The sequence below is a fragment of the Bacillus paranthracis genome (assembly GCF_024296885.1).
In the GTDB taxonomy this organism is placed as follows: Bacteria; Bacillota; Bacilli; order Bacillales; family Bacillaceae_G; genus Bacillus_A; species Bacillus_A paranthracis.
In genome coordinates, this window is record NZ_CP101135.1 from 3,874,615 (window position 1) to 3,898,059 (window position 23,445).

Here is a 23,445-nt window from a genome sequence, read left to right on the forward strand (position 1 = left end):
ATGCAAAACGAATAGCCTGTGCGATTCATACGATTTTAGAAAAGGAGGTTTTCAATATGCTTTTTCGTAGCAATACCCCGCAGTTCTATAATGAAAATAAAAAACTCATTCCTAATAGTATCGCTACGATAGAAAGCGTTATGATTAACAACCGAAAACAAACTCTCCTTATGCGCGGGCAAAACGTAGAGCAGCCTATTTTATTATGCTGTCACGGTGGACCAGGCATGGCACAAATCGGATTTATTCGTCATTTTCAAAAAGAATTGGAGAAACACTTCATCGTAATTAATTGGGATCAGCGCGGGGCAGGTAAATCCTTTTCAATGAAAGATTTCGGAGCAAATTTTACAATCGAACAATTCATTTCCGATGCAAAAGAAGTGATTCAATATGTACTTAAAAAGTTCAATAAACAGAAACTATTTCTCGCTGGTCATTCTTGGGGAAGTATTATCGGGCTTAACATAGCACACCAATATCCACAATATATCGAGGCTTATATCGGTATTGGGCAAATTGTACATATGAAACAAAACGAGGAATTACTATATCAGCATTTAATTCGTTCTGCAAAAAAATATAATCATAAAAAAGCATTAGCGTCCCTTTTAAAATTAGGAAAACCGCCATTTTTAGATACGAGACGCCTTATTATTCAAAGAAAATGGCTTGGCACATTGGGAGGTGCAATCCAAAACGGATCTTCCTTTTCTTTCATACGAAAAGGCTTCTTTTCCCCTGAATATACGCTATTAGATTGGTTCAAGTTTCTCGCAGGGAATTTAAAATCTGGCGTTTTATGGGAAGAAATGTTGACAATCGATTTCTTTTCTTCTATTACTAGTTTATCTATTCCAGTTTATTTTTGTTCTGGTCGCTATGATTATCAAACTCCTTATGCACTCGTTCAGGAATATTGTGATGTAATAGAAGCACCGATAAAAAAGATGATTTGGTTCCCAAATTCAGCACATTCTCCCGATTTAGAAGAGCCAGAATTATTCGCTCGTTCTTTACAATCCATTAAACAAGAGCTAGCTTTTCACCATTAGTAACAAAAGGCTCTTTTACATTTCATAAGAAACAATTTATAATAATATGTCGCAACTATGTATAAATCTAGCAAGGTGATTCATATTTCCTTGCCTTAACACAATAAAATTTTGGGGAGATTACATTTATTATGAATGCTGTACTCATTGCAGTAGCAGTTATGCTATTGCTTAGTTTGTTACGTGTCCAGGTCATTGTCGCCATCATTGTTGGAGCTTTAACAGGCGGACTTATCGGCGGACTCGGTATTTCAGAAACGATTAACACTTTTACAACTGGTCTTGGAAACAGTGCTCCAATCGCTTTAAGTTATGCAATGCTTGGTGGTTTCGCTATTTCTCTTTCCAAAACCGGACTTCCAGATGCCATGATTCAAACTGCATTAAAGTGGATTGGCAATGAACAAGACACGAAAAAACAAGTTTACTCTAAAATACTTATTCTATTTATCATTTTAACGATGGCTTGTTTCTCACAAAATGTGATTCCTGTTCACATCGCTTTCATCCCCATCTTAATTCCAGCACTTTTAAAAGTATTAAATGAGCTGAAAGTGGATCGCAGACTTGTTACATGTATTATTACATTCGGATTGATTACTCCTTATATGTGGATTCCAGCAGGGTTCGGAAAAATTTATCATGACGTATTACAAACAAATGCTGCGCAAAGCGGTCTTACATTTGATGTCGCACTTATTCCAAAAGCAATGACCATTCCAGCAATCGGTATGATTATCGGATTATGTGTGGCAGTATTTATTACGTACCGAAAACCTCGTACGTATGAAACAGAACAAATTCATACTACTGAAAATGAAATCGTTCCCTATACAAAACGAAGCATTACTTTCGGGCTAGTATCTATCTTAGCTACATTAACTGTTCAATTAGCAACAGAATCAATGATTTTCGGCGCTCTAGCGGGGATTATCGTTTTATCAGTTAGTGGTAGTCTACCTCTTAAAGAAGCTGATGCAATTTTAACAAGCGGAATGCGTATGATGTCCTTTATCGGATTTGTTATGATTTCTGCCGCTGGGTTCGGAGCTGTTCTTCGAAAAACAGGACATGTTGAATCTCTTGTACAAACGAGTGCACATATAATTGGGAATAACAAACCACTCGCTGCATTTCTTATGCTTGTAATTGGACTGCTCGTTACGATGGGGATTGGATCATCTTTTTCAACCATCCCTATTTTAACAACCATTTTTGTACCTCTTTGTATTCAGCTTGGATTTAGTCCAATGGCCACCATTGCAATTATCGGTACAGCCGGAGCGCTAGGAGACGCAGGTTCTCCAGCATCAGATAGTACACTTGGACCAACATCCGGTTTAAATGCTGATGGTCAACACCATCATATATGGGATACGTGTGTACCAACTTTTTTACATTACAATATACCGTTACTTATATTCGGCTTTATTGCCGCAATTACATTATAAAAGGTGCGTTTTATACGCACCTTTTACTTTTTTATTTTTCCCTTTAATTGTTGCAATGCTATTTTCCCATTTTCTTCGATACAACTTTCCATTTGCATAAATGACGGACCTGCCCACTCACTGTCTATACTCCCGTTCAGTCCAATAATTTTCAATTTATCCGGTATACGGATATTTAATTTTTTTGCTGCTCGAATTAACTCAAAGGTAATCTTATCACTTGAAGTTACAATTCCATCTATATACGGATAAGTTTGCAATAATGTAACAAACTGTTTATTCGTATACCCTTGTACACATTCTTCTCGATAAGAGATTCCTTCCTCCCAAACAACGTCTAAAAATCCTGATATGTACTCTTCCATTTCTTCACTATCTTCGCCCTCACCGAAATAAGCAAGAAAGTGACAACCTTTTTCTTTTAATAAAGAGACCGCTCTTTGGCCACTTTCATAATAATTTGCATGAGATTTTTTTTCATCAATCACAACAAACGGAAGTGGGATTTCTCCTATACTTTTAAAAACGGATCTTGTCAAAATAACACCTGCAACGTTATTTTCCTTCAACATATGTATGTATCTATCTTTATTCTCTATATTACAAACAATAATTTGATATCCTTCTTTATACGCTATTTCCTCAATACAATGTAGCAAAGTGATGTTTGATGGGTCATATAGATTATCTACAAGTAATGCAATTATCGTTGAATTCTCTTTAAATAGTGGCTTTGCTGCACTATTTGGCCTATAACGTAATTCCTCAATTGCTTCCTTTACTTGTTTTACTGTGTCCTCATGAACGTATCCTTTTTCATTTATAACTCGTGAAACGGTTGCGACTGAAACACCTGCCAATTTTGCAACATCACGTATAGTTGCCACATCGTCACCCCTTAATATGGTAATAGATTACAATTTTACGGTAACCTAAATTACAATATTCGTCAAGGTTAATAATTTATATTTCTGAAAATTGTTACATCATTACACTAAACTATATTCTAATTGAATTTCATGTAAAATCGGGATATTATCATACCCAATGCGCGGAATTTCTTTCTTTATTTTTCGTGCCTCTTCCACCGCATTTACATATAAATTCGTCATCAAAAAATTACGTTTTTGGTAAAAACGTAACGCATTCATATTATCATTTGTTGTTATAAGCCAAACCTGCCTGCACCGTTCTTCTTCTGCAACTCGTAATACACAATCTACAAGTTTTGTCCCTATTCCTTTTCTTTCTTCAAAGCTATCTAACGATACAATTTCGCACATATTTCCGATTACTTCATACGTTATAATTCCGATTATTCTGTCTTCTGAGAGCGCAACAAATCCTGGCAACTCTTCTAACTGATGTCCCTTACCACGTGAAACCATCAATGAACTCCCCCAGTTCTCACACATGAACATTCGGATTGTTTCTTTCATCGCTGGCGTAATTTTTTGTATATGCACCATTTCCTATTTCTCCCCTTTTCTATCCTTGTGATACAATATAAGTGTATCACATGTAACGGTATTTGGAGGATGAGGTAAAGTATGAAACGTTTTTTTGCAGCATTGTTTACTATACTAGGTGCGATAACTGCCCTTGGGATTTTCTTTACAAATAAGGTGATGTACTTAAAGAAAAAAACAGAGGAAGAAATACTCGAAAGAGAAACGAAAAAACATTTTCGTATAGAGGATTTTGAAGCTCTTCATAAAGAAGAAATTCATATTCCTTCGCAATTCGGATATGATCTTCACGGATATTACATTCCTGCTGGTCATTCCAATAAGTTTATGATTTTCTGTCACGGCGTAACTGTAAATAAAATGAACTCTATAAAATATGCAAGGTTATTTTTAAACAGAGGATATAATGTCGTTATTTATGATCATCGTCGTCATGGTAAGACTGGGGGAAAAACGACAAGCTATGGATACTATGAAAAGCATGATTTAAAATCTGTAGTTGACTGGCTAAAAAGTCGTTTTGGAACAAATATAACACTCGGTATTCATGGTGAATCGATGGGAGCTGCAACACTTCTTCAGTACGCAGGACTTGTAGAAGATGGTGCTGATTTCTATATTGCAGATTGTCCTTTTTCTGATTTCTACGGACAATTACAACATCGTTTAAAGGTTGAATTCCATTTACCGAAATGGCCTTTATTACCTTTAGCAAATGCTTTCTTAAAAGTGCGTGACGGTTATACGATTCGTGAAGTTTCACCAATCGATTGTATAAAAAACATTAACAATCCCGTCCTCTTTATTCATAGTAAAGATGATGATTATATTTTAGCTGATATGACGAAAGCGCTCTATGAAGCGAAGGAAAACAATAAACAACTTTATATTGCAGAACACGGCGCACACGCTTGCTCTTATAACGAAAATAAAGAAGAGTATGAAGCAGCCGTTGATCAATTTTTAAACTCATATGTAAAAGAAACAAAAAACAGGCTTGCATAAGCCTGTTTTTTTATTGCGCTAAAACGTCTGTAACTTGTTCCATATTTTCAGAAATCCACTTTATTGCATCATCTAGCGTTGGAAATTCTGTCGTTTGAAATGTTACCTCATCTTGCAGTAACCAAACATCCTTTGACTCTTGTCCTACACCAGCAATGGACCAGTGTAACAAACTATATGGATGATTATCATTCAAAAATGAAGCCCACGTGCGCTCATTTGCAATATTTCGTAATGTACGTAATTGTTTATCCATCTTTCGTCACCTTACTCTAGTCAGTTATAAAAAACATTATAACACTCTCTTCTCTTCCAAAGAAAGTGCTCTTTTCATATTGTCAAGTACTTCTCTTGATTATATGATGAAATTAAGCGTTTGGGAAGGAGGGATAGCGTTGGCTAAAGTACAAATTAAAGTAAATGATAATGGCTCTTTTCGCGTTACAGGGGACGTGGAATTAGTTGATTCACAAGGGAATGTATTCCCAGCAAAACCGGCATTTTCTTTATGCCGTTGTGGTTTATCAAAAAATATGCCTTATTGCGATGCTTCGCATAAAGGTAAATTCGAATCTGTTGTTAGAGCACCAGAGGCAGAATAATTTTACATGTGACATGCACATTTTTTTGTGCATGTTTTTTCTTTTTAGCAACTCCGTTATATCCCTTATCCTTACAACATTTCTAATACTTTTGTCTCCATCTCAGCCTACATATATTTTCACACAATTCTTCACATTCGAATACTTTTTACTAGCCTTTTATTTTTTTTGTGCTATAATTTGAGCAAACAGCATCCTTCGGGGTCGGGTGAAATTCCCAACCGGCGGTGATGAAGTGCAAACTTCTAAGTCCGTGACCCGTTTTCAACTCGAAAACGGTGGATCTAGTGAAACTCTAGGGCCGACAGTATAGTCTGGATGGGAGAAGGATATGTTTTCTAGTAATTTTATATAGCGAATACACTTTTATTTCAGTATGCATATTTTTATAGATTCAATTCAAATCTATATATATGTTTTATTTTGTATACTTATCTTTCTATGCTGAAATAAAAAGATACGACTAGCGTTTGAAAAATTTGATATTTTTGCTAGGTTTCTTCCTTATGCCAAAATATTAATCATCGTTAGGTTTCTTTCCTATACTTTCGTATTCGAACTATATTTCTAGAAATCACGTCTCCCAAACCCCAAGGATATTGAAATCCTTGGGGTTTTTTGATTTTTTTAGGAGAGGTGAAGAAAATGACAGATCAAGAATATATGAGGATTGCTCTGCAATTAGCAGAAGGAACATCTGGGCAAACAAGTCCAAATCCTATGGTTGGTGCTGTTGTTGTAAAAGACGGAAACATCGTCGGTATGGGGGCTCATTTACGTGCTGGTGAAGAACACGCAGAAGTTCATGCTCTTCATATGGCTGGTGACAAAGCAAAAGGAGCCACCGTGTATGTAACACTTGAACCGTGTAGCCATTTTGGAAAAACACCACCTTGCTGTGAATTGCTCATCAAAAAAGAAGTCAAACGGGTTGTAATTGCTACTCTTGATTGCAATCCTCTCGTTTCTGGTAATGGAAAAAAAAGATTAGAGGAAGCTGGCATCGAAGTAACTACTGGTGTTCTGGAAGAAGAAGCAGTTTTATTAAATCGCTACTTTTTTCACTACATGAAAACGAAACGTCCATTTGTAACAATAAAAACAGCGATGAGCTTAGACGGAAAAACAGCAACCGTAACCGGTGAAAGTAAGTGGATTACAAGTGAAGATGCACGAGCTGATGTTCATCAATATCGTCACACACACGATGCAATTCTTGTTGGAGTGAATACAGTTATAGCTGATAATCCGCATTTAACAACAAGAATTCCTAACGGAGGGCAAAATCCTATACGCGTTATTTTAGATACCCATTTACGAACGCCACCATCTTCTCATGTCATAACAGATAGTTTAGCACCGACATGGATTATAGTTGGTAAGGATGTAAATCCAGAGAAAATAGCTTCTTATGAATCTGAAAATATAGCTATATTCCAAATGAAAACGAAACAGATTGAAATACAGGATGTTTTACACCTACTCGGCGAAAAACAAATTCTTTCTCTTTTCGTCGAAGGTGGTCAAACCGTTCATGCAAGTTTCTTACAAACAAAGTATTTCAATGAAATTGTAACTTATATAAGCCCAAAATTAATTGGTGGAAAAAATGCCCCTACTTTATTTGGCGGCAATGGTTTTTCAACATTACAAGATGCACTTTCCTTGGAAATTCAAGAGATGAAACAAGTTGGCGATGACATAAAAATTGTTGCGCATGCCCGAAGTGAGGTGATGGAATGTTTACAGGAATTGTAGAAGAATTAGGAACGATTGCAAACATGCAACAAAGCGGCGAAGCGATGAAGTTAACGATTCATGCCAATAAAATTTTATCAGATGTTCACTTAGGTGATAGCATCGCGGTTAACGGTATTTGCTTGACTGTAACGAGTTTCACAACAACTTCATTCACAGTAGACGCAATGCCTGAAACGATGCAATCAACATCACTTCGCATGCTTAAACCGCAATGCAAAGTAAATTTAGAACGTGCAATGGCTGCAAACGGACGATTCGGTGGACATTTCGTTTCAGGACATATCGATGGCATCGGAACGATATTAAACAAAAAACAACACTATAATGCCGTCTATTACAAAATAGCTATTTCTGATGAATTGCTACGCTATTGTTTGCATAAAGGGTCCGTTGCTGTTGATGGAACGAGTTTAACAATATTTGATATAGACGAATCTTCCATTACAATTTCACTCATCCCGCACACAGTAAGTGAATCTGTTATCGGAGAAAAGAATGCCGGTGACATTGTAAACATTGAGTGTGACATGATTGGTAAATATATCGAACGCTTTATTTCTAAACCAGTAAAACGAACAGGTTCAATGACCGAAAGCTTTTTACAAGAAAACGGATTTCTATAAGGGGGAAGCATTATGTTTCATCGTATTGAAGAAGCTCTAGAAGATTTAAAACAAGGAAAAGTCGTGATCGTATGTGATGATGAAAACCGTGAAAATGAAGGCGATTTTATCGCTTTAGCAGAGTATATTACGCCAGAAACAATTAACTTTATGATTACACATGGACGTGGTCTCGTTTGTGTACCAATTACAGAAGGGTACGCAGAACGTCTACAATTAGAACCAATGGTAGCTCATAATACAGATTCGCATCATACTGCATTTACAGTGAGCATTGATCATGTTTCTACAACAACTGGGATTAGTGCCCACGAACGTGCAACTACGATACGAGAAATGTTAAATCCTGCATCAAAAGGTGCTGATTTCAATCGTCCCGGACATATCTTTCCATTAATTGCGAAAGAAGGTGGTGTCTTGCGCCGGGCTGGTCATACAGAAGCTGCTGTCGATTTAGCACAGCTCTGCGGAGCAGAACCAGCTGGCGTCATTTGTGAAATTATTAATGAGGACGGTACGATGGCACGGGTACCTGATTTACTACAGTGCGCAAAACAATTTGATATAAAAATGATTACAATAGAAGATTTAATTGCTTATCGCCGCCACCATGAAACATTAGTGACGCGAGAAGTGGAAATTACATTACCTACAGATTTCGGTACTTTCCATGCAATTGGCTATTCTAATTCCTTAGATTCGAAAGAGCATATCGCACTCGTAAAAGGTGATATTTCAACAGGAGATCCTGTACTTGTACGCGTTCATTCAGAGTGCTTAACAGGAGATGTATTTGGCTCGTGCCGATGTGATTGCGGACCACAACTCCATGCTGCACTTGCTCAAATTGAGCGTGAAGGAAAGGGCGTTCTTCTTTATATGAGACAAGAAGGACGAGGCATTGGGCTTCTGAATAAGCTTCGCGCTTATAAGTTACAAGAAGAAGGATTCGATACTGTAGAAGCAAATGAAAAGCTTGGCTTCCCTGCTGATTTGCGGGATTATGGTATTGGCGCTCAAATATTAAAAGATTTAGGTTTACAACATTTACGATTATTAACGAATAACCCAAGAAAAATTGCTGGCTTACAAGGTTACGATTTAGAAGTAATCGAGCGTGTACCGTTACAAATGCCAGCAAAAGAAGAGAATAAAACGTATTTACAAACGAAAGTAAACAAATTAGGACATTTACTAAACTTATAATTAAAGGAGAGATTTATTATGGTATTCGAAGGTCATTTAGTTGGTACAGAATTAAAAGTTGGGGTTGTTGTTGGACGTTTTAATGAATTTATTACAAGTAAATTACTTGGCGGCGCTTTAGACGGATTAAAGCGTCACGGTGTAGAAGAAGCTGATATCGATGTTGCCTGGGTTCCTGGTGCATTTGAAATTCCTTTAATCGCTAAAAAGATGGCGAATAGCGGGAAATATGATGCTGTTATTACGTTAGGCACTGTCATTCGCGGTGCTACAACACATTACGATTACGTTTGTAATGAAGTAGCAAAAGGTGTTGCATCTTTATCACTACAAACAGACATCCCCGTTATTTTCGGTGTATTGACGACTGAAACGATCGAGCAAGCGATTGAACGCGCGGGCACGAAAGCTGGTAATAAAGGCTATGAATCCGCCGTCGCTGCAATTGAAATGGCTCACTTATCAAAACAATGGGCATAAAAAAAGAGGCTGCGGCCTCTTTTTTTATTTCTTCACTTTTCTCCGTACATCTTTTATTAATTCATCCATTGTCTTTCCTTCTGTTTGTATACGAAGCGTCTGTGCTGTTTTCCATACATTCTCTCTTTTCTTCGCTTCTTCTATAATAGTAATTTCTTTTCGTACTTCCTTTAAATCTTTCCCTTCTGTTTTCAATCCAAAATGTTCAGCTTTCGTTCGAAAATGTTGTTCAATTCGTTGTTGCATCTCTTTTTGTTCAGGATTTTCGGCGGCCTTAACTGGATCAGCGCTTATCGCTTTTAGTAAAATGAGACAAGTCATAATCGCTAATATATATTTGTGCATGTAAAATCCTCCAACCCAATGTAAATTACATATTTACTATGTACAATTGGGGCTTGGAAAATTCGTCCACCAAAATTCTTTTTTTCGCTCAAAAGCCAATAGTATCAAGCGTTCACAATTATTTATTACATTTTATTTACAAAAAAGCAAACTCTTTTATAAGTTTGCTTTTTTCTATCTTATAATGCACATTCCTCAATCTCAAATCCTAAATCTTCAATCATACCCCAGTCTGCAGTCGGTTCTTGTCCAGCTGTCGTTAAGTAGTCTCCAACAAAAATAGAGTTTGCTGCAAATAAACCGATTGGCTGTACAGAACGTAAATTGATTTCACGCCCTCCTGAAATACGAATTTCTTTCGTTGGGTTTACAAAGCGCATCATCGCCAGTACTTTTAAACATTCTACTGGTGTTAACTCTTTTTGTCCTTCAAGGGGCGTACCCTTTACAGCAACAAGGAAATTACATGGAATTGAATCGGCATCTATACGTTGTAATTCGAATGCAATTTCAGCACGCTCTTCTATTGTCTCCCCCATTCCAAAGATCGCTCCTGAACATGGTGAAATACCCGCTTGTTTCGCTTTTTGAACTGTATCAACACGATCGTCATACGTATGAGTAGAGCAAATGCTTTCGTAATTATTCGCATGTGTATTTAAGTTGTGGTTATAACGATGTACACCCGCTTCGGCTAAACGTCCTGCTTGATCTTCGTTTAAGAACCCTAAACAACAACAAATCTTCAAGTCTGTCGTTTCACGAATCTCTTTAACTGCTCCAATTACGTGATTTACCTCTTTATCAGTCGGACGACGACCAGATGCCACAATACAATACGTACCCGCTTTACGGCGAATTGCTTCGTGCGCTCCTTCTACAATCTTTTCCTGCGTTAGCCATGCATATTTATCAATCGGTGCTTCTGAGATAATAGACTGTGAACAATACCCGCAATCTTCAGGGCATAATCCAGACTTCGTATTAATAATCATATTTAATTTTACTTTCTTACCAAAGTGATGGTGGCGAATGATATACGCAGCATTCATAATTTCTAAAATCTCTGTATCGTCAGCCTCTAATATCGCTATTGCATCTTCTTTCGTAATCACTTTCTCTTCTACGACGTCGTATGCAAGTTTTTTCCAATCCCTTTTTGTTTGTACTTGTTTCATTTCATCTCTTCCCCTCTTTTGTTATATGCACAAATAAAGCATGATACGTTGCCATTATCCCTTCATTTCCCGTGAAGTCTCTTTCGTATATGCGAAGCATCGCACGAAAGAGTGAGGGACTTTGACAATATGATTCTTCATTACTATTGGTCGCTCCTACTTTACGAATAGAATGTAGAAACTCCCTAACTTCTGTAAATCTCTCTATGTAACACGTTTCAGAAACATGTACATCCCCTGTTTCTATCTCACATATATGGCGCAACTGATTTTTCGAATAAAAACGTTGCCCAATCGATGTTTCATTTTGTATATTTTTTTCTTCTTTCGCCCGCTGGAACGAAGCATGCAATTCTTGAAATGTTTCCTGTCCAAATGTTGAAAAGAGTAATATCCCCTCTATAGATAAATGACGAAATAAATTTCTTATCACTTGTTTTAAATCATTTAGCCATTGAAATGTGGCATTTGAAATAATGACATCATACGTTTCTTCTAGTCGTAATCTTTCGATATCCTCACAATAAAATGTTACATTGTTTACATTTTGTCTAGTTCTCGCAACTGCAATCATACTTTCAGCAAAATCAATAGCTGTAATTTGTGCTTTCGGAAATAAGTTTGATAATTGCTCTGTAACATATCCTGTCCCGCATCCAAGTTCTAAAATACGTATCGATGAATTTGCACTATATCGCCGATTCAATGTAGAAAGTAATGAATGCGCCATCTTTTTTTGTACATTTGCATATTGATCGTAGGATACAGCTGCCACGTTAAATCGTTTTTGTAGTAACGTTTTGTTGATCATGTCGTATCCCCTCTACAAATTGAATGATTTCATTTGCGCAATATTCGAAATTCGTTACGCATAATGCATGTCCAGCCTCACTTACTACCTTGAGTGTGGCAGTTTCATTCTCAGCCATACTACATGCTGCAGACAATGGGCATATTACATCCCGCTCTCCGTGAATAAGTAGTATAGGGACGTTAATTTCTTTCAATGCTGCTCTCATATCTGTTTCTATTAAATAATCCAAACCGAATTGTAAAGACTGCATAGAATCACCTTTAAAATGTTTTACGATGCCTTCAAAACTTTTATTCTCTTTCAACTCATCTTTCGTAAACATATTTTCATAGAACCGCTTGAGCGTATCTTCTTTCCTTCTCTCCAAATTTCTTTTCAGCCGTTCTACATGCAAAGTATTCCATCCACTACTATAGTCACTTGTATTTGTAAATTTAGCAGTACCACCAATTAGCACGATACCCTTTGCCTTAATTTTTTTATAAGCTTGAATTGCCGCTAACGCTCCTAGTGACCATCCAACTAAAATTACATTGTCATCCTGTGCTACATCTATAATCCGATCCGCAAACTCACTTTGTTCTTTCACATTACGCCAATCAATACATTGAACAGGATATTCTTTTAAATGCGGAAGTACTAAATCCCAAATATTTTCTTCCATTCCCCATCCAGGGATAAAAATAATCTTCAGCTCTTTCATACGAAAAGCTCCTCTTCTTTCGCAATGTGGATAATTCGGTCAATAGCCCATTTTAAATCAGCTATTGTATGTTGAGATGTAACTGCAAAGCGAATTCGAGAACTATTGATCGGTACAGTTGGCGGACGAATTGCAATAGCTGCAATACCTGCCTCTTGTAACCTTTTGCTAAACCGTAAAGCATTTTCATTTGAACCGACTACAATCGGTACAATATGAGTTGAACTATTCCCTATATTAAATCCGGCGTCTCGTAATTTGCTTCTGAAGTATTCCCCATTTGCTATAAGGTTTTCTCTTCTCTTATGATCTTCTTGTACAATTTCAATTGCTTTTTGCACTGCTCCTAATGTTCCTGGCGGTAATGCAGTAGTAAAAATAAAACTTCTCATCATATTGTGTAAATACTCTATATAAATTGCATCGCCTGTCAAATACGCACCATAACACCCTAAAGCCTTACTAAACGTCCCCATATGTATATCTATTTTTTGAGCAAGATCTTCTATATGAGATAATCCAGCTCCGCCAATTCCATATATTCCACTCGCATGTGCTTCATCAACTATAAGAATTGCCCCGTATTTCTCTTTCAGCTCTACTAACTCCCTCAAATACGCAGTATCACCATCCATACTAAAAACAGTATCTGTTACGATTAATTTCCGCTTTTCAGGTGACGCTGTTTTTAATAACTTCTCTAAATGATCCAAATCATTATGACCATACCTTTTATGCTCTGCCCCACTTAATATAATTCCATCAACAATGCTTGCGTGATTTAATTTGTCACTAAACACAATATCGTGACGACTCACTAATGAAGAGATCACTCCAATATTTGCGGTATATCCACTATTCACAACTAAGGCTTTTTCAGTGCCTTTCCAATCGCATATACTTCTCTCAACCTCTTCATACAGTGAATAGTTTCCTACCACGAGCCTTGATGCTGTCGCCCCAGTCCCATATTTTCTTGTACATGCGATAGCAGCTTCTTTTAACCTTTCATCTCCAGCTAACCCTAAATAATTATTTGACGCTAAATTTAGCATCCTTTTCTCATCTCGAATAAGCCATGTCTCTTCTGCTTGTTCTGTTACATGCAAATTACGATACTGCTCTCGCTCATGTAATTGTTGCAATTTAGATTGAAGATGTGTGCGCCACGTTTGATTCATTTCGGATAAGCTCCTCTAATTTTGAAATCATTATATATTCTTTAGCAGATTCCAAGACTTCTTCTCTTGTAAACTCACCTGCAAAGAATGGTAATAAACCTAAAACCGGTACCCCACTTAGCTCTTCAATCATTTCTTTATTTTCTTGCACTCTTTCCATTTCGCATTCTTTGCAGCCAGATAAAATGACACCTGCTACTGTTAAACCATATGCCTTTGCGTAAGCAATCGTTAAAACTGTATGATTTACTGTTCCTAATGTAGGGCGTGCTACTACAATAAGTGGAAGTTGTAATTCTTTTGCGAAATCAATTACTAAAGCGTCCTCTGTATATGGAACAGCTAATCCACCTGCTCCTTCTACAAGTAGACTATTAAAATCTTTCAATCGTTCATTATAGTGATGAATAATGTCTTTTAACGTTACTGTCCTTCCGGCTCTTTTCATGGCAAGTCTCGGGGCAAGCGGCTCTTCAATAGAGTAAGGGCAAATTTCATCTTCTTTTGTCGGTACACCTGATAATGCCTTTAGCCTTGCTGCATCTCCTTCTGGATTTGATGCAACATGTCCACTTTGCAACGGTTTATATACCCCGATGTTATATCCCAGTTCTCTAAATACACCTGCTAATGCACCGGCGACTACAGTTTTCCCCACTTCAGTATCCGTTGCTGTTATAAAAAAGCCACTCATTATTCTCCCTCCGTAACATCCGAGATTGCTTTATACAAAATACGTAACATATCATCAATCTCATCAATTGTAGAAGCAAGAGGGGGCATAAATACAATCGTATTACCGAGCGGGCGCAAAATCATACCTAGTTCTCTTGAGCGTTTACATACTTGAACACCGACTCTCTCTGTCCATTCAAACGCTTCTTTCGTTTCCTTATTCTTCACAAGTTCAATTCCAACCATTAACCCGCATTGACGAATGTCCCCTACATGTTTATATGCAAAGAGGTCTTCTAATTGCGTCGCCACATATTCTGTTTTACGTGCCACCTCTTCTATTAAATTTGTTTTCTCGTATAGTTCTAGATTTGCAATTGCTACCGCACACCCTAACGGATTCCCTGTATAACTATGTCCGTGGAAAAATGTTTTTTGTTCTTCATAGCCTCCTAAAAAGGCATTATAAATTTCATCTGTCGTTACAGTAATTGCAACTGGTAAATATCCGCCTGTTAAACCTTTTCCGGCTGTCAAAATATCCGGTGTTACATTTTCATGTTCACATGCAAACATTTTTCCAGTACGCCCAAATCCAGTCGCTACCTCGTCTGTAATAAATAGAACATTATATTTTGTACATAAATTACGTAGCCCTTTTAAGTATCCTTTTGGCATTGTAATCATACCGCCAGCACCTTGCATTAAAGGTTCTACAATAATCGCCGCAATCTCTTCATGTTTATCTTTCAGCAGCTCTTCCATTTCTTCTAAATGTTTTTTTACAATTTCCTCCTTATTATTTCCATAAGGAGAACGATATGTATATGGATAAGGCATTTTAATTGCTTCAAATAAAAGCGAACTATACACTTGGTGAAACAAGTCTATTGCTCCCACTGAAACAGCTCCAATTGTGTCACCATGATACGCTTCTTTTAATGTAACAAATCTTTGTTTCTTCGGTTTTCCTTTATGCTGCCAATATTGAAAGGCCATCTTAATTGCAATTTCAACAGCGCTAGAACCGGAGTCTGAATAAAACACTTTCTTCAAACCTTCTGGTACAACTTCAATTATTTTTTCGGCTAATAAAATAGATGGAACGTTAGCAAGCCCTAACATAGTAGAATGGGAAATTTTATTTAATTGCTCACGAATTGCCTCATCTAGTTCTGGCACTTGATGTCCATGAACATTTAACCAAATAGACGAAACACCGTCCCAATATTCATTTCCATTTACATCGTATAGCTTTCTTCCCTCTCCCCGTTCAATAATGACAGGATCTTCTTCTAAATAATCCTTCATTTGTGTAAATGGATGCCATACATAGGCTTTATTTTTCTCCGATAACTCTTCATATGTATATGATGGTTTGTCAGTCGTACTCTTACTAAAAGTCACAATTGTCACCCCTAATGTTAACTAGTTTATAAATATAGTTAACATTAAATCTAAATGACTGTCAATTATTTTTAAATCGAGTAGTTCTTAAAAAAGAACAACTTATCATAAGATAAGTTGTTCTACTTTCCATGTTGTATCTTTCCGATTTCTAAAATAATCTCTTCGTCTTTTTTTCCTTCTGTTTCAATTCCAAGTTGTTTTGCATGTTCAATCAATAGATCATGGCGCTTCTCAAATCTTGCGGTATTTACTTCTTTCGCAACCTCTTCTTTTGTTTTTCCTTCCGTAGAAACCCCTAGTTTATCAGCTGCCTTTTCCATCGACTTCTTCTCTTCAGCTTCTTTCGCTTTCTTCACTTCTAACTGCTGTATTTGCTTTTGCTTCGCCTGCTCTGATTCAGCTGCAAAAGCTGTGTAAATGCCAGCACTTCCGCCAATGACTAGTAAAGTGGTAAAAAGAATTATTTTTTTCTTCACTTTTTCCTCCCCTTTCAAATTCATTATAACGCACATTTTCATAGGATTAAAATCGTTCTCCTTTATTTCCCTAAAAAATCATTGAATATTTTTATTGACATGTGAGACGAATATATGATAAAAATTTAACTAACATCATATGAATCGGCATTGATAGGATTTAGTAGTATTTCGATTTCTGCTTTCAGAGAGCTGGTGGTCGGTGCGAACCAGTACAGAGCGAATTATGAATTACCCCCTGGAGCTTCTTTTGCGAAACGTAAGGAGTAGTGAAAGACGGTTATAGACCGTTATATCTAAAGAGTGGTGAAACGACACTGTTTCACAATTTAGGGTGGTACCGCGAACTTTTCGTCCCTGCATATGTTGCAGGGGCGTTTTTATTTTATTAGCGCATATCATACGACCCTTTATTTTGTGATACATTCATTTCACAAGCTAGGGTGGTACCGCGATTTCTTCGTCCCTGCATAATTATATGCAGGGACGTTTTTTTATCCAATCATTTCCGTATCATATTGAAGAATCAACTATTACCGGTAATTTGTCACAAAATTCTAAATTTTAGAAGGAAATAAACAATATTGGTGAATTTTATATAAAAAAGAGCTATTTTAGATTACTTAGGAGGGGAAAACAATGGTTTCAAAAATTGAATCTGTTCTTTTAACATTTTTTATCTTTTTCTGCATTGGCTTTAGTGTTATCAAATTAGAAGTTTCACCACACATCCCGATTTTATTTGGCATCGTTCTTTTATTAGCATTTGGATTTATGAAAAAAATTGATTGGTCTACGATGGAAAAAGGAATGATAAGTAGTATTTCAGCTGGTATTCCATCTATTTTTATATTCTTACTTGTAGGCGTATTAATTAGTGTTTGGATCGCTGCTGGAACAATTCCAACTTTAATGGTATACGGCTTCCAGCTTGTATCTCCAAAAATTTTCATTCCAACTGTTTTTGTAGTTTGTGCAATTGTTGGAACAAGTATCGGTAGTGCCTTTACAACTGCCGCAACTGTAGGACTTGCCTTTATGGGCATGGGTAGTGCGCTCGGATACGATCCAGCTCTAATCGCTGGTGCAATTATTTCTGGTGCATTCTTTGGAGATAAAATGTCTCCTTTATCTGATACAACAAACTTAGCGCCAGCTGTAACGGGTGTAGATTTATTTGAGCATATTCGTAACATGCTTTGGACAACAGTTCCAGCTTTCATTATTGCTTTTATCGCATTTTTCATTTTAGGAAGCGGTACTAGTGGAGACGTTGACTTCACAAACTTCATTAGCACATTAGAGAAAAATGCAACGATTTCTATCTTTACACTTATTCCAATTTTATTACTGTTCCTATTCGCATTTAAAAAAGTTCCAGCAGTTCCAACATTACTTGCTGGAATTATAGTAGGGATCATTATCCTATTTATATTTAAACCTAGTACTTCTTTAACTGATTTAATGAAAATTATGCAAGACGGTTACGTTTCTAAAACGGGTATGAAAGATATTGATAGCTTATTATCTCGCGGTGGCCTGCAAAGTATGATGATGTCAATCGCTCTTATTTTCCTAGCTCTTTGTATGGGAGGATTATTACAAGGAATGGGTATTATTACGCAGCTAATGAATATCATCTCTAGCTTCGTAAAAACTAGCACACGCTTAATTATTTCTACTGCTTCAACTGCAATCGGTGTGAACTTCTTACTTGGTGAGCAGTACTTATCTATCGTTTTAACAGGACAAGCATTCGCTAATAAATATGATGAAGTCGGTTTAGAACGTCGTAATTTATCACGTGTATTAGAAGATGCAGGTACAGTTATTAACCCGCTCGTACCATGGGGAGTAAGTGGCGTATTCTTATCGAACGTCCTTGGCGTTCCAACTTTTGATTACGTTCCATTCGCAATCTTCTGCTTAGCTTGTCCAGTTGTAACAATTATCGTCGGCTTTACTGGATTTGGCCTTTCATGGAAGAAGGAAAAAGCTGTAACACTTTCATAATATATCAAAAAGGATTACCTGAATCGGTAATCCTTTTTATATTTCTCCACTATCTATTTGCTTTCTTTCTTCTAAATAACAGAAGGAATCCTGCTCCAACAAACGCCAAACCTGCTCCAATTGTAGAAACAACACTTGTACCTGTTTTCGGTAAATCACGTTCTTCTTTCTTTTCACTTACAGTTGTTGTTTCTTTTACGTTTTGATTATCCGTTGTAGTTTGTCCAGATCCTGTATTATTACCTTCACCTGTTGGTGGTGTCGTTGGATTTTCTCCATTATTTCCTTCACCTGTTGGTGGTGTCGTTGGATTTTCTCCATTATTTCCTTCACCTGTTGGTGGTGTCGTTGGATTTTCTCCATTATTTCCTTCACTTGTTGGTGGTGTCGTTGGATTTTCTCCATTATTTCCTTCACTTGTTGGTGGTGTCGTTGGATTCTCTCCACCAGTTTCCTTATCATCATCGTTCTTCTTCGTTATATCAATTGCATATTTAGCGAATTCATTTTCAGATGGTCCAACATATGATATGTTCCCATCTTTCTTTATATACTTTTGTGCATTTGGTGAAGAATCGAATGTTGTATGTAATTTATCTGCAACAATCGGTTTAAATGCCCAATTTTTATCTGCTGCCGGATCAATAACTGGTGTTTCTTGCATATACTTCACAATGATTTGACGTGTTTCATCTTGTGATTGGTATACAACTTCCCCTTTACTTACGCCTGGGAACGTTTGGCTGCTTCCGCGATAGTTATTTGTAGCGACGATAAACTCTTGATTGTCAGCTACTGGCTTACCTTCATATGTCATATTTATAATACGATTCGTATTAGCATTTATAACTTTTCCATCTTTATCGTATTTCGCTGGTTGTGTTACATCAATTTCGTATTTTAAGCCATCTAAAATATCAAAGTTATATGTAGGGTATCCGATATTTACTAATGGCTGTTCTTCTGTTTTCTTTGGATCAATTTGATTAAACTGACCTGCAGACATTTCAAGCCATTCTTTTACTTGTGCCCCATTTACTTTTACAGCATATAACGTATTTGGATATACATATAAATCTGCAACGTTTTTAATCGCTAACGTTCCAGCTGGAATATCCGTATAATATGTAGCACCGTTTCGGCCACCTGCTTTAAATGGTGCACCTGCAGATAAAACTGGAATTCCTTTATATTTACTATACTGTCCATTTTCAGCAAATAACTTTTCTACATACCATTTCTGTGCATTTGTCACAAGTTGTACAGAAGGATCATCTTGTACTAATGAGAAATAACTATTAATTGGCGCTGTCGTTTTTCCTACAGCTGTATTCACATAATCAATTGTCGCTTGGTGATCATCTTTAATTTCATTAACTAAATTTTGATCAGATTGTACGAGTGGATTTCCTTTACTATCAGCAATCGGACGAAGTTGCGGCTTCGATTGCTCTTTTTGTACTTCCCATTTTCCATTTACTTTTTTCAATTGCATATCTATAATACCTAAGTTACTTCCAAAGACACCAGGCATTACAACTGGAACACCATTAAATACGTCCTTCACTTCCGTATGTGAATGTCCCATTAATACCGCATCTACACCAGGAACTTCTGTTAAATAATACGATGCGTTTTCCATGCCAACGTTGTAACCACTCTTATCAACACCTGAATGCGCTAGTGCAACGATAACATCGGCACCTTCTGCTTTCATTTTTGGCACCATTTTTTTCGCTGTTTCAACTATATCTTTTGCTTTCACTTTTCCTTCTAGATTTGCTTTATCCCAGTTCATAACTTGAGGTGGAACAAATCCCATTACGCCAATTTTCACTTTTTGTTTTTGACCTGATTCATCTTCTACTTCTTTTTCAAAAACATGATATGGTTTAAAGTAATTTTGATCATTCTCTTCATTATTATCTTTATCATCTTTATAGACGTTCGAGTTAATAACCGGGAATTCTGTTTTACTAATTACTTTGTTTAAATAATCTAAACCGTAGTTAAATTCATGATTCCCAAGAGAGATGACGTCATACTTCATTAAATTCATTAAACGATATAATGGGTGCGTATAACTAGGATCCACAGGCTTCTTCGGATCATTTATTTTATTCGCTACATAATCTCCAAGCGGTGTCCCTTGTAATGCATCCCCATCATCAAACAGGACAGAGTTCTTCGCTTCTTCACGCGCTTTATTAACAAGTGTTGCAGTTTGCACGAGCCCTACCTTATTATCTGTTTTCGTTTGATAATAATCGTAATTCATTAAGTTAACGTGAATATCTGATGTTTCTAGAATTCGTAAGTTAACCGTACTCTCCCCAGTTTGCTCATCCGCATGAGCTGTTGCTGGCAATACTTGCGGCGCTATAACACCAATAGCAAGAGTTGCTCCAGCTAGCATTTTTTTTGACTTTTTCACAAAAAATCCCCCTTATACAATTACCAAAAATAATGAAATGAATCCGTCTCTAATCACATACCTTTTTTCTTCTATTGGAGATAAGATTTTCATTTCATCCTGCGTTAATGAGTAGTCCTCTTAAACGCTCGATTGGTGAGATTTTACTCATCGGGAAATAAAGCCCTACTAATTAAAATTTCACCTTATCTGACATTATCATATATAATGTACTTTCATATCGTCAATATTTTTTGACATACTTCTACAAATTTTCTGTAAAGTTATTGTAAACTTTTCATAAACATATAATATGCCCTTACATTGTTAATACTGCGGAATATGATACAATTACCAATTACAAGGAGGATGAATTATGAAAAAAGTCATCTTAACAATTGTTTGTCTCCTCCTTCTAATCATTTCTTATTCTTATTTTGAAAAGAACGATGAGACAAAACAAAATGAACCCGAAGAAAAAACAGAAAAAACATCTACTCCAAGTTGGATTGATAAGCAAACAAACGATTCCTTTTATCATCTCGTACTAGGTGATTCGCTCGCCAAAGGATATGGATCGACACAAGGTGGATTTGCTGAATTAGCCTCTAAACAAATAGAAGCACAAATTCATAAACCAATTACTGTAGAAAACCTTGGGATAAACGGTCTTACAACAGATCGTCTCGCTAAAAAGGTTGAATCAGAAGATGTAAAGCAAAAAATTAGAGCAGCCAATATTATTACAATTAACATTGGGGGAAATAATTTATTTCGCTTAAATCGTGATGTCGGTGTTATAGACGGTATTAAAATGTTAAATAAAGAAAAAGCTCATTTTGAAGCGGATGTAAAAAATATTGTAAAGACAGTCCGAGATCAAAATCCGGATGCTTTACTCATTCTTTCTGAACTCTATAACCCGTTACAACTCGATGACTCCATCGCAAGTTATGCAGATATGTTTTTAGACGGATGGAATGAATCCGTTTATTCCATTGCAAAAGCAAATCAACCATCTATCGTTTTACCAATTCGCAAATTAATATCGAATGATAAGAAAGATTTACTCTTTGACCAAGTACACCCAAATGATAAAGGCTATTCGATTATTGCCGATTCCTTTACAAAAAAAGTGTTGGCCTACAAATATTAAAATTCGCATGAAACAATTCTATTTTTATAACATGTCTTTTTTGTTACAATGAGAGTGGAAGGGGGCCTTTATATGGAATCACGCGAGTGGGAACGTATTGTTGATCATCTTCTTTCGCTAGTGCCTCTTTTTTATCGCAAATTTATGCTTCCTGGAGAATTTTCTTCTCAAAGACATATGCCGCCATCACATACACAAGTATTACTGCTTCTGCATGAAAATGGCACATTAGCAGTTTCCGAAATCGGCAAGCGGCTAGCGATTTCACGGCCTAACATGACACCTCTATTAAACAAACTGATCCAAGAAGAACTAATAGAGCGTCATTATAGCGAAAAAGATCGACGGGTCATTTTAATTTCCCTGACAGCTGAAGGGAAATTGTTAGTAAATCAGTATCAACAATTCATTTTAGACAAATTAAAAGAAAATTTCCAAACGTTATCTGAGGAAGAACGTGAAAAACTCATTCACTCTCTTCAAACCATTCAAAATTTAATTTTGAAAACAAACGTATAAAGCTGCTTCTAAATAGAAGCAGCTTTATGATTCGTAATAATTGCCATAGTATACATTTGAATATGGCCATGTCGTTAAATATGGTTTTTGATCTTGCGTAGGTTGTTGCGATGGTATTTGCGGTAGTTGTTGTTGTCGATATAATTCATATTGCCTACTCGTATCATAAACCGGATAATAATTTACATATGGATATACTTGCGGTACGTAATAATAATACATTCATTCTCTCCTCCTTTTTCTTAAACATATTCAAAGGAGAAAATGAGTGTGACACTCTTTATATTTGCATGAGTGGTTCTCTCACTCTTTTCTTTCTGTTCTTCAAACGTAACTTACGGTTCTTTTCATATAAATAATGCACAACGAAATATGAAACTACACCAAACACAACCCCTAAAATCGTCATTCCAATTAATACATACACTTCACTCTGTAATAAGCTCTTTAATATCGTAAAAATGTGACTTGAAAACAAGTCCGATATTGTAAAGGGTTCATGATGTATTTTTTGCACATGAAATGGATAAATCATTTTCCCTAGCGCATACGCAAGCGGAAATAAAACTACTGGGAGAAACGATATTTTTCCAATAATATTGCCAATCACCGCGGCAGGAAAAGATCCCTTTGCTAACCTGACGATTGGATAAAATATTAAATAGACGAGCGATGCTGTATATATAACCAACATCTCTAAACCAAAACCAATCGCAAAACCTAACGATACTTTCTTCGCTCCTTCTGGTGATCGAAGCAACTTATAATATTGAAACTTTAATATTCTCCACATCCGCTGAAAAAACGAATATGTTTTCTTAGTTGTTTTCACTCTCATCATCTCTTTAACTATATTTTTATACCTAGTATGCCCTTACACACTTCGAAAAACAAATTTCATTTTCTCTTT

General features: G+C 36.4%; 25 protein-coding genes, 1 riboswitch and 1 other annotated feature. Of the genes, 11 read left to right on the forward strand and 14 right to left on the reverse strand.

Annotation, left to right across the window (positions count from 1 at the left end):
• Positions 1–56 precede the first annotated feature (56 nt).
• Both NLJ82_RS19960 and NLJ82_RS19965 read left to right on the forward strand, forming a co-directional pair.
• Positions 57–1,055, forward strand: a complete 999-nt coding sequence (locus NLJ82_RS19960) for an alpha/beta fold hydrolase (protein WP_000898950.1) — start codon at positions 57–59, stop codon at positions 1,053–1,055.
• Positions 1,056–1,186: 131 nt separating this feature from the next.
• Positions 1,187–2,506, forward strand: coding sequence for a Na+/H+ antiporter family protein (locus NLJ82_RS19965; RefSeq protein WP_000994774.1), 1,320 nt, complete (start codon positions 1,187–1,189; stop codon positions 2,504–2,506).
• Positions 2,507–2,529: 23 nt separating this feature from the next.
• Here NLJ82_RS19965 and NLJ82_RS19970 read toward each other — a convergent pair whose 3' ends face one another.
• Both NLJ82_RS19970 and NLJ82_RS19975 read right to left on the reverse strand, forming a co-directional pair.
• Positions 2,530–3,393, reverse strand: coding sequence for a LacI family DNA-binding transcriptional regulator (locus NLJ82_RS19970; protein WP_000201357.1), 864 nt, complete (start codon positions 3,391–3,393; stop codon positions 2,530–2,532).
• Between the two features lie 102 nt (positions 3,394–3,495).
• Positions 3,496–3,975 carry a GNAT family N-acetyltransferase gene (locus tag NLJ82_RS19975; RefSeq protein ID WP_000233412.1) on the reverse strand — a complete coding sequence of 160 codons (480 nt, stop codon included), beginning with the start codon at positions 3,973–3,975 and terminating at the stop codon, positions 3,496–3,498.
• 81 nt (positions 3,976–4,056) lie between these two features.
• On the opposite strand from NLJ82_RS19975, the gene NLJ82_RS19980 reads away from it, so the two are divergent.
• On the forward strand, positions 4,057–4,980 hold the full coding sequence (locus tag NLJ82_RS19980) for an alpha/beta hydrolase (RefSeq protein WP_000819217.1): 924 nt from the start codon (positions 4,057–4,059) through the stop codon (positions 4,978–4,980).
• A gap of 10 nt (positions 4,981–4,990) precedes the next feature.
• Here the strand turns inward: NLJ82_RS19980 and NLJ82_RS19985 are convergent, their stop codons facing one another.
• Entirely contained in the window at positions 4,991–5,236 is a 246-nt protein-coding gene (locus tag NLJ82_RS19985) for a YqkC family protein (protein WP_000360809.1), read from the reverse strand.
• A 139-nt stretch (positions 5,237–5,375) separates the two neighbouring features.
• On the opposite strand from NLJ82_RS19985, the gene NLJ82_RS19990 reads away from it, so the two are divergent.
• From NLJ82_RS19990 to ribH, 5 genes are all read left to right on the forward strand, one after another.
• Positions 5,376–5,582 carry a CDGSH iron-sulfur domain-containing protein gene (locus tag NLJ82_RS19990; RefSeq protein WP_001151582.1) on the forward strand — a complete coding sequence of 69 codons (207 nt, stop codon included), beginning with the start codon at positions 5,376–5,378 and terminating at the stop codon, positions 5,580–5,582.
• A 190-nt stretch (positions 5,583–5,772) separates the two neighbouring features.
• Positions 5,773–5,916: riboswitch (FMN riboswitch) on the forward strand.
• 311 nt (positions 5,917–6,227) lie between these two features.
• The gene (gene ribD / locus NLJ82_RS19995) at positions 6,228–7,340 is read left to right on the forward strand and encodes a bifunctional diaminohydroxyphosphoribosylaminopyrimidine deaminase/5-amino-6-(5-phosphoribosylamino)uracil reductase RibD (RefSeq protein WP_000131974.1); all 1,113 of its coding nucleotides are present in this window, start codon (positions 6,228–6,230) and stop codon (positions 7,338–7,340) included.
• Positions 7,322–7,966, forward strand: a complete 645-nt coding sequence (gene ribE, locus NLJ82_RS20000) for a riboflavin synthase subunit alpha (protein WP_000493918.1) — start codon at positions 7,322–7,324, stop codon at positions 7,964–7,966. The genes ribD and ribE overlap by 19 nt, the downstream gene beginning before the upstream one ends.
• 12 nt (positions 7,967–7,978) lie before the next feature.
• Positions 7,979–9,172, forward strand: coding sequence for a bifunctional 3,4-dihydroxy-2-butanone 4-phosphate synthase/GTP cyclohydrolase II (ribBA, locus tag NLJ82_RS20005; protein WP_000468997.1), 1,194 nt, complete (start codon positions 7,979–7,981; stop codon positions 9,170–9,172).
• Between the two features lie 18 nt (positions 9,173–9,190).
• Positions 9,191–9,652, forward strand: coding sequence for a 6,7-dimethyl-8-ribityllumazine synthase (gene ribH / locus NLJ82_RS20010; protein WP_000230887.1), 462 nt, complete (start codon positions 9,191–9,193; stop codon positions 9,650–9,652).
• Between the two features lie 24 nt (positions 9,653–9,676).
• Here ribH and NLJ82_RS20015 read toward each other — a convergent pair whose 3' ends face one another.
• The 8 genes from NLJ82_RS20015 to NLJ82_RS20050 all read right to left on the reverse strand — a co-directional run bounded on the left by NLJ82_RS20015 (position 9,677) and on the right by NLJ82_RS20050 (position 16,434).
• Complete coding sequence (locus NLJ82_RS20015) at positions 9,677–9,997, reverse strand: hypothetical protein (protein ID WP_000549777.1); 321 nt, start codon at positions 9,995–9,997, stop codon at positions 9,677–9,679.
• 179 nt (positions 9,998–10,176) lie between these two features.
• Positions 10,177–11,175, reverse strand: a complete 999-nt coding sequence (bioB, locus tag NLJ82_RS20020; protein WP_000815866.1) for a biotin synthase — start codon at positions 11,173–11,175, stop codon at positions 10,177–10,179.
• A 1-nt stretch (position 11,176) separates the two neighbouring features.
• Positions 11,177–11,986 (reverse strand): malonyl-ACP O-methyltransferase BioC, encoded by an 810-nt coding sequence (bioC, locus tag NLJ82_RS20025; protein ID WP_000608933.1) that lies wholly within the window; start codon positions 11,984–11,986, stop codon positions 11,177–11,179.
• On the reverse strand, positions 11,952–12,692 hold the full coding sequence (locus tag NLJ82_RS20030) for an alpha/beta fold hydrolase (RefSeq protein ID WP_000661285.1): 741 nt from the start codon (positions 12,690–12,692) through the stop codon (positions 11,952–11,954). Before NLJ82_RS20030 ends, bioC begins: the two co-directional genes overlap by 35 nt.
• Positions 12,689–13,873: an 8-amino-7-oxononanoate synthase gene (bioF, locus tag NLJ82_RS20035; protein ID WP_001077307.1), complete on the reverse strand. Its 1,185-nt coding sequence runs from the start codon at positions 13,871–13,873 to the stop codon at positions 12,689–12,691. The genes NLJ82_RS20030 and bioF overlap by 4 nt, the downstream gene beginning before the upstream one ends.
• Positions 13,839–14,567, reverse strand: a complete 729-nt coding sequence (gene bioD, locus NLJ82_RS20040) for an ATP-dependent dethiobiotin synthetase BioD (protein ID WP_000012488.1) — start codon at positions 14,565–14,567, stop codon at positions 13,839–13,841. Before bioD ends, bioF begins: the two co-directional genes overlap by 35 nt.
• Positions 14,567–15,955 carry an adenosylmethionine--8-amino-7-oxononanoate transaminase gene (gene bioA / locus NLJ82_RS20045; protein WP_000144318.1) on the reverse strand — a complete coding sequence of 463 codons (1,389 nt, stop codon included), beginning with the start codon at positions 15,953–15,955 and terminating at the stop codon, positions 14,567–14,569. Before bioA ends, bioD begins: the two co-directional genes overlap by 1 nt.
• Positions 15,956–16,077: 122 nt before the next feature.
• Positions 16,078–16,434, reverse strand: a complete 357-nt coding sequence (locus NLJ82_RS20050) for a hypothetical protein (protein ID WP_000726889.1) — start codon at positions 16,432–16,434, stop codon at positions 16,078–16,080.
• A gap of 141 nt (positions 16,435–16,575) precedes the next feature.
• Positions 16,576–16,796, forward strand: a binding site (T-box leader).
• Between the two features lie 277 nt (positions 16,797–17,073).
• Here NLJ82_RS20050 and nhaC point away from each other — a divergent pair.
• Complete coding sequence (gene nhaC, locus NLJ82_RS20055) at positions 17,074–18,447, forward strand: Na+/H+ antiporter NhaC (RefSeq protein ID WP_000253715.1); 1,374 nt, start codon at positions 17,074–17,076, stop codon at positions 18,445–18,447.
• Between the two features lie 49 nt (positions 18,448–18,496).
• Here nhaC and cpdB read toward each other — a convergent pair whose 3' ends face one another.
• Positions 18,497–20,881, reverse strand: coding sequence for a bifunctional 2',3'-cyclic-nucleotide 2'-phosphodiesterase/3'-nucleotidase (cpdB, locus tag NLJ82_RS20060; protein WP_000748614.1), 2,385 nt, complete (start codon positions 20,879–20,881; stop codon positions 18,497–18,499).
• A 355-nt stretch (positions 20,882–21,236) separates the two neighbouring features.
• Between cpdB and NLJ82_RS20065 the strand changes: the two genes are divergently transcribed.
• Together NLJ82_RS20065 and NLJ82_RS20070 are read left to right on the forward strand one after the other, a co-directional pair.
• Positions 21,237–22,016, forward strand: a complete 780-nt coding sequence (locus NLJ82_RS20065; RefSeq protein WP_000755836.1) for a GDSL-type esterase/lipase family protein — start codon at positions 21,237–21,239, stop codon at positions 22,014–22,016.
• 72 nt (positions 22,017–22,088) lie between these two features.
• Entirely contained in the window at positions 22,089–22,535 is a 447-nt protein-coding gene (locus NLJ82_RS20070) for a MarR family winged helix-turn-helix transcriptional regulator (protein ID WP_000445819.1), read from the forward strand.
• Positions 22,536–22,559: 24 nt separating this feature from the next.
• Here the strand turns inward: NLJ82_RS20070 and NLJ82_RS20075 are convergent, their stop codons facing one another.
• Both NLJ82_RS20075 and NLJ82_RS20080 read right to left on the reverse strand, forming a co-directional pair.
• Positions 22,560–22,757 carry a hypothetical protein gene (locus NLJ82_RS20075; protein WP_000291952.1) on the reverse strand — a complete coding sequence of 66 codons (198 nt, stop codon included), beginning with the start codon at positions 22,755–22,757 and terminating at the stop codon, positions 22,560–22,562.
• Positions 22,758–22,815: 58 nt separating this feature from the next.
• Positions 22,816–23,376: a DUF2062 domain-containing protein gene (locus NLJ82_RS20080; RefSeq protein ID WP_002028428.1), complete on the reverse strand. Its 561-nt coding sequence runs from the start codon at positions 23,374–23,376 to the stop codon at positions 22,816–22,818.
• Positions 23,377–23,445 lie beyond the last annotated feature (69 nt).

What these genes read in the sequence shown, in the direction of transcription:
- bioB (WP_000815866.1), bottom strand. Translation starts at nt 11,175, where the DNA reads ATGAAACAAGTACAAACAAAAAGGGATTGGAAAAAACTTGCATACGAC.
- NLJ82_RS20015 (WP_000549777.1), bottom strand. Translation starts at nt 9,997, where the DNA reads ATGCACAAATATATATTAGCGATTATGACTTGTCTCATTTTACTAAAA.
- NLJ82_RS19960 (WP_000898950.1), top strand. Translation starts at nt 57, where the DNA reads ATGCTTTTTCGTAGCAATACCCCGCAGTTCTATAATGAAAATAAAAAA.
- NLJ82_RS19985 (WP_000360809.1), bottom strand. Translation starts at nt 5,236, where the DNA reads ATGGATAAACAATTACGTACATTACGAAATATTGCAAATGAGCGCACG.
- NLJ82_RS20080 (WP_002028428.1), bottom strand. Translation starts at nt 23,376, where the DNA reads ATGATGAGAGTGAAAACAACTAAGAAAACATATTCGTTTTTTCAGCGG.
- NLJ82_RS20070 (WP_000445819.1), top strand. Translation starts at nt 22,089, where the DNA reads ATGGAATCACGCGAGTGGGAACGTATTGTTGATCATCTTCTTTCGCTA.
- bioF (WP_001077307.1), bottom strand. Translation starts at nt 13,873, where the DNA reads ATGAATCAAACGTGGCGCACACATCTTCAATCTAAATTGCAACAATTA.
- NLJ82_RS20030 (WP_000661285.1), bottom strand. Translation starts at nt 12,692, where the DNA reads ATGAAAGAGCTGAAGATTATTTTTATCCCTGGATGGGGAATGGAAGAA.
- NLJ82_RS19975 (WP_000233412.1), bottom strand. Translation starts at nt 3,975, where the DNA reads ATGGTGCATATACAAAAAATTACGCCAGCGATGAAAGAAACAATCCGA.
- bioD (WP_000012488.1), bottom strand. Translation starts at nt 14,567, where the DNA reads ATGAGTGGCTTTTTTATAACAGCAACGGATACTGAAGTGGGGAAAACT.
- NLJ82_RS20075 (WP_000291952.1), bottom strand. Translation starts at nt 22,757, where the DNA reads ATGTATTATTATTACGTACCGCAAGTATATCCATATGTAAATTATTAT.
- NLJ82_RS19980 (WP_000819217.1), top strand. Translation starts at nt 4,057, where the DNA reads ATGAAACGTTTTTTTGCAGCATTGTTTACTATACTAGGTGCGATAACT.
- ribBA (WP_000468997.1), top strand. Translation starts at nt 7,979, where the DNA reads ATGTTTCATCGTATTGAAGAAGCTCTAGAAGATTTAAAACAAGGAAAA.
- nhaC (WP_000253715.1), top strand. Translation starts at nt 17,074, where the DNA reads ATGGTTTCAAAAATTGAATCTGTTCTTTTAACATTTTTTATCTTTTTC.
- NLJ82_RS19965 (WP_000994774.1), top strand. Translation starts at nt 1,187, where the DNA reads ATGAATGCTGTACTCATTGCAGTAGCAGTTATGCTATTGCTTAGTTTG.
- NLJ82_RS20065 (WP_000755836.1), top strand. Translation starts at nt 21,237, where the DNA reads ATGAAAAAAGTCATCTTAACAATTGTTTGTCTCCTCCTTCTAATCATT.
- ribH (WP_000230887.1), top strand. Translation starts at nt 9,191, where the DNA reads ATGGTATTCGAAGGTCATTTAGTTGGTACAGAATTAAAAGTTGGGGTT.
- ribD (WP_000131974.1), top strand. Translation starts at nt 6,228, where the DNA reads ATGACAGATCAAGAATATATGAGGATTGCTCTGCAATTAGCAGAAGGA.
- bioC (WP_000608933.1), bottom strand. Translation starts at nt 11,986, where the DNA reads ATGATCAACAAAACGTTACTACAAAAACGATTTAACGTGGCAGCTGTA.
- ribE (WP_000493918.1), top strand. Translation starts at nt 7,322, where the DNA reads ATGTTTACAGGAATTGTAGAAGAATTAGGAACGATTGCAAACATGCAA.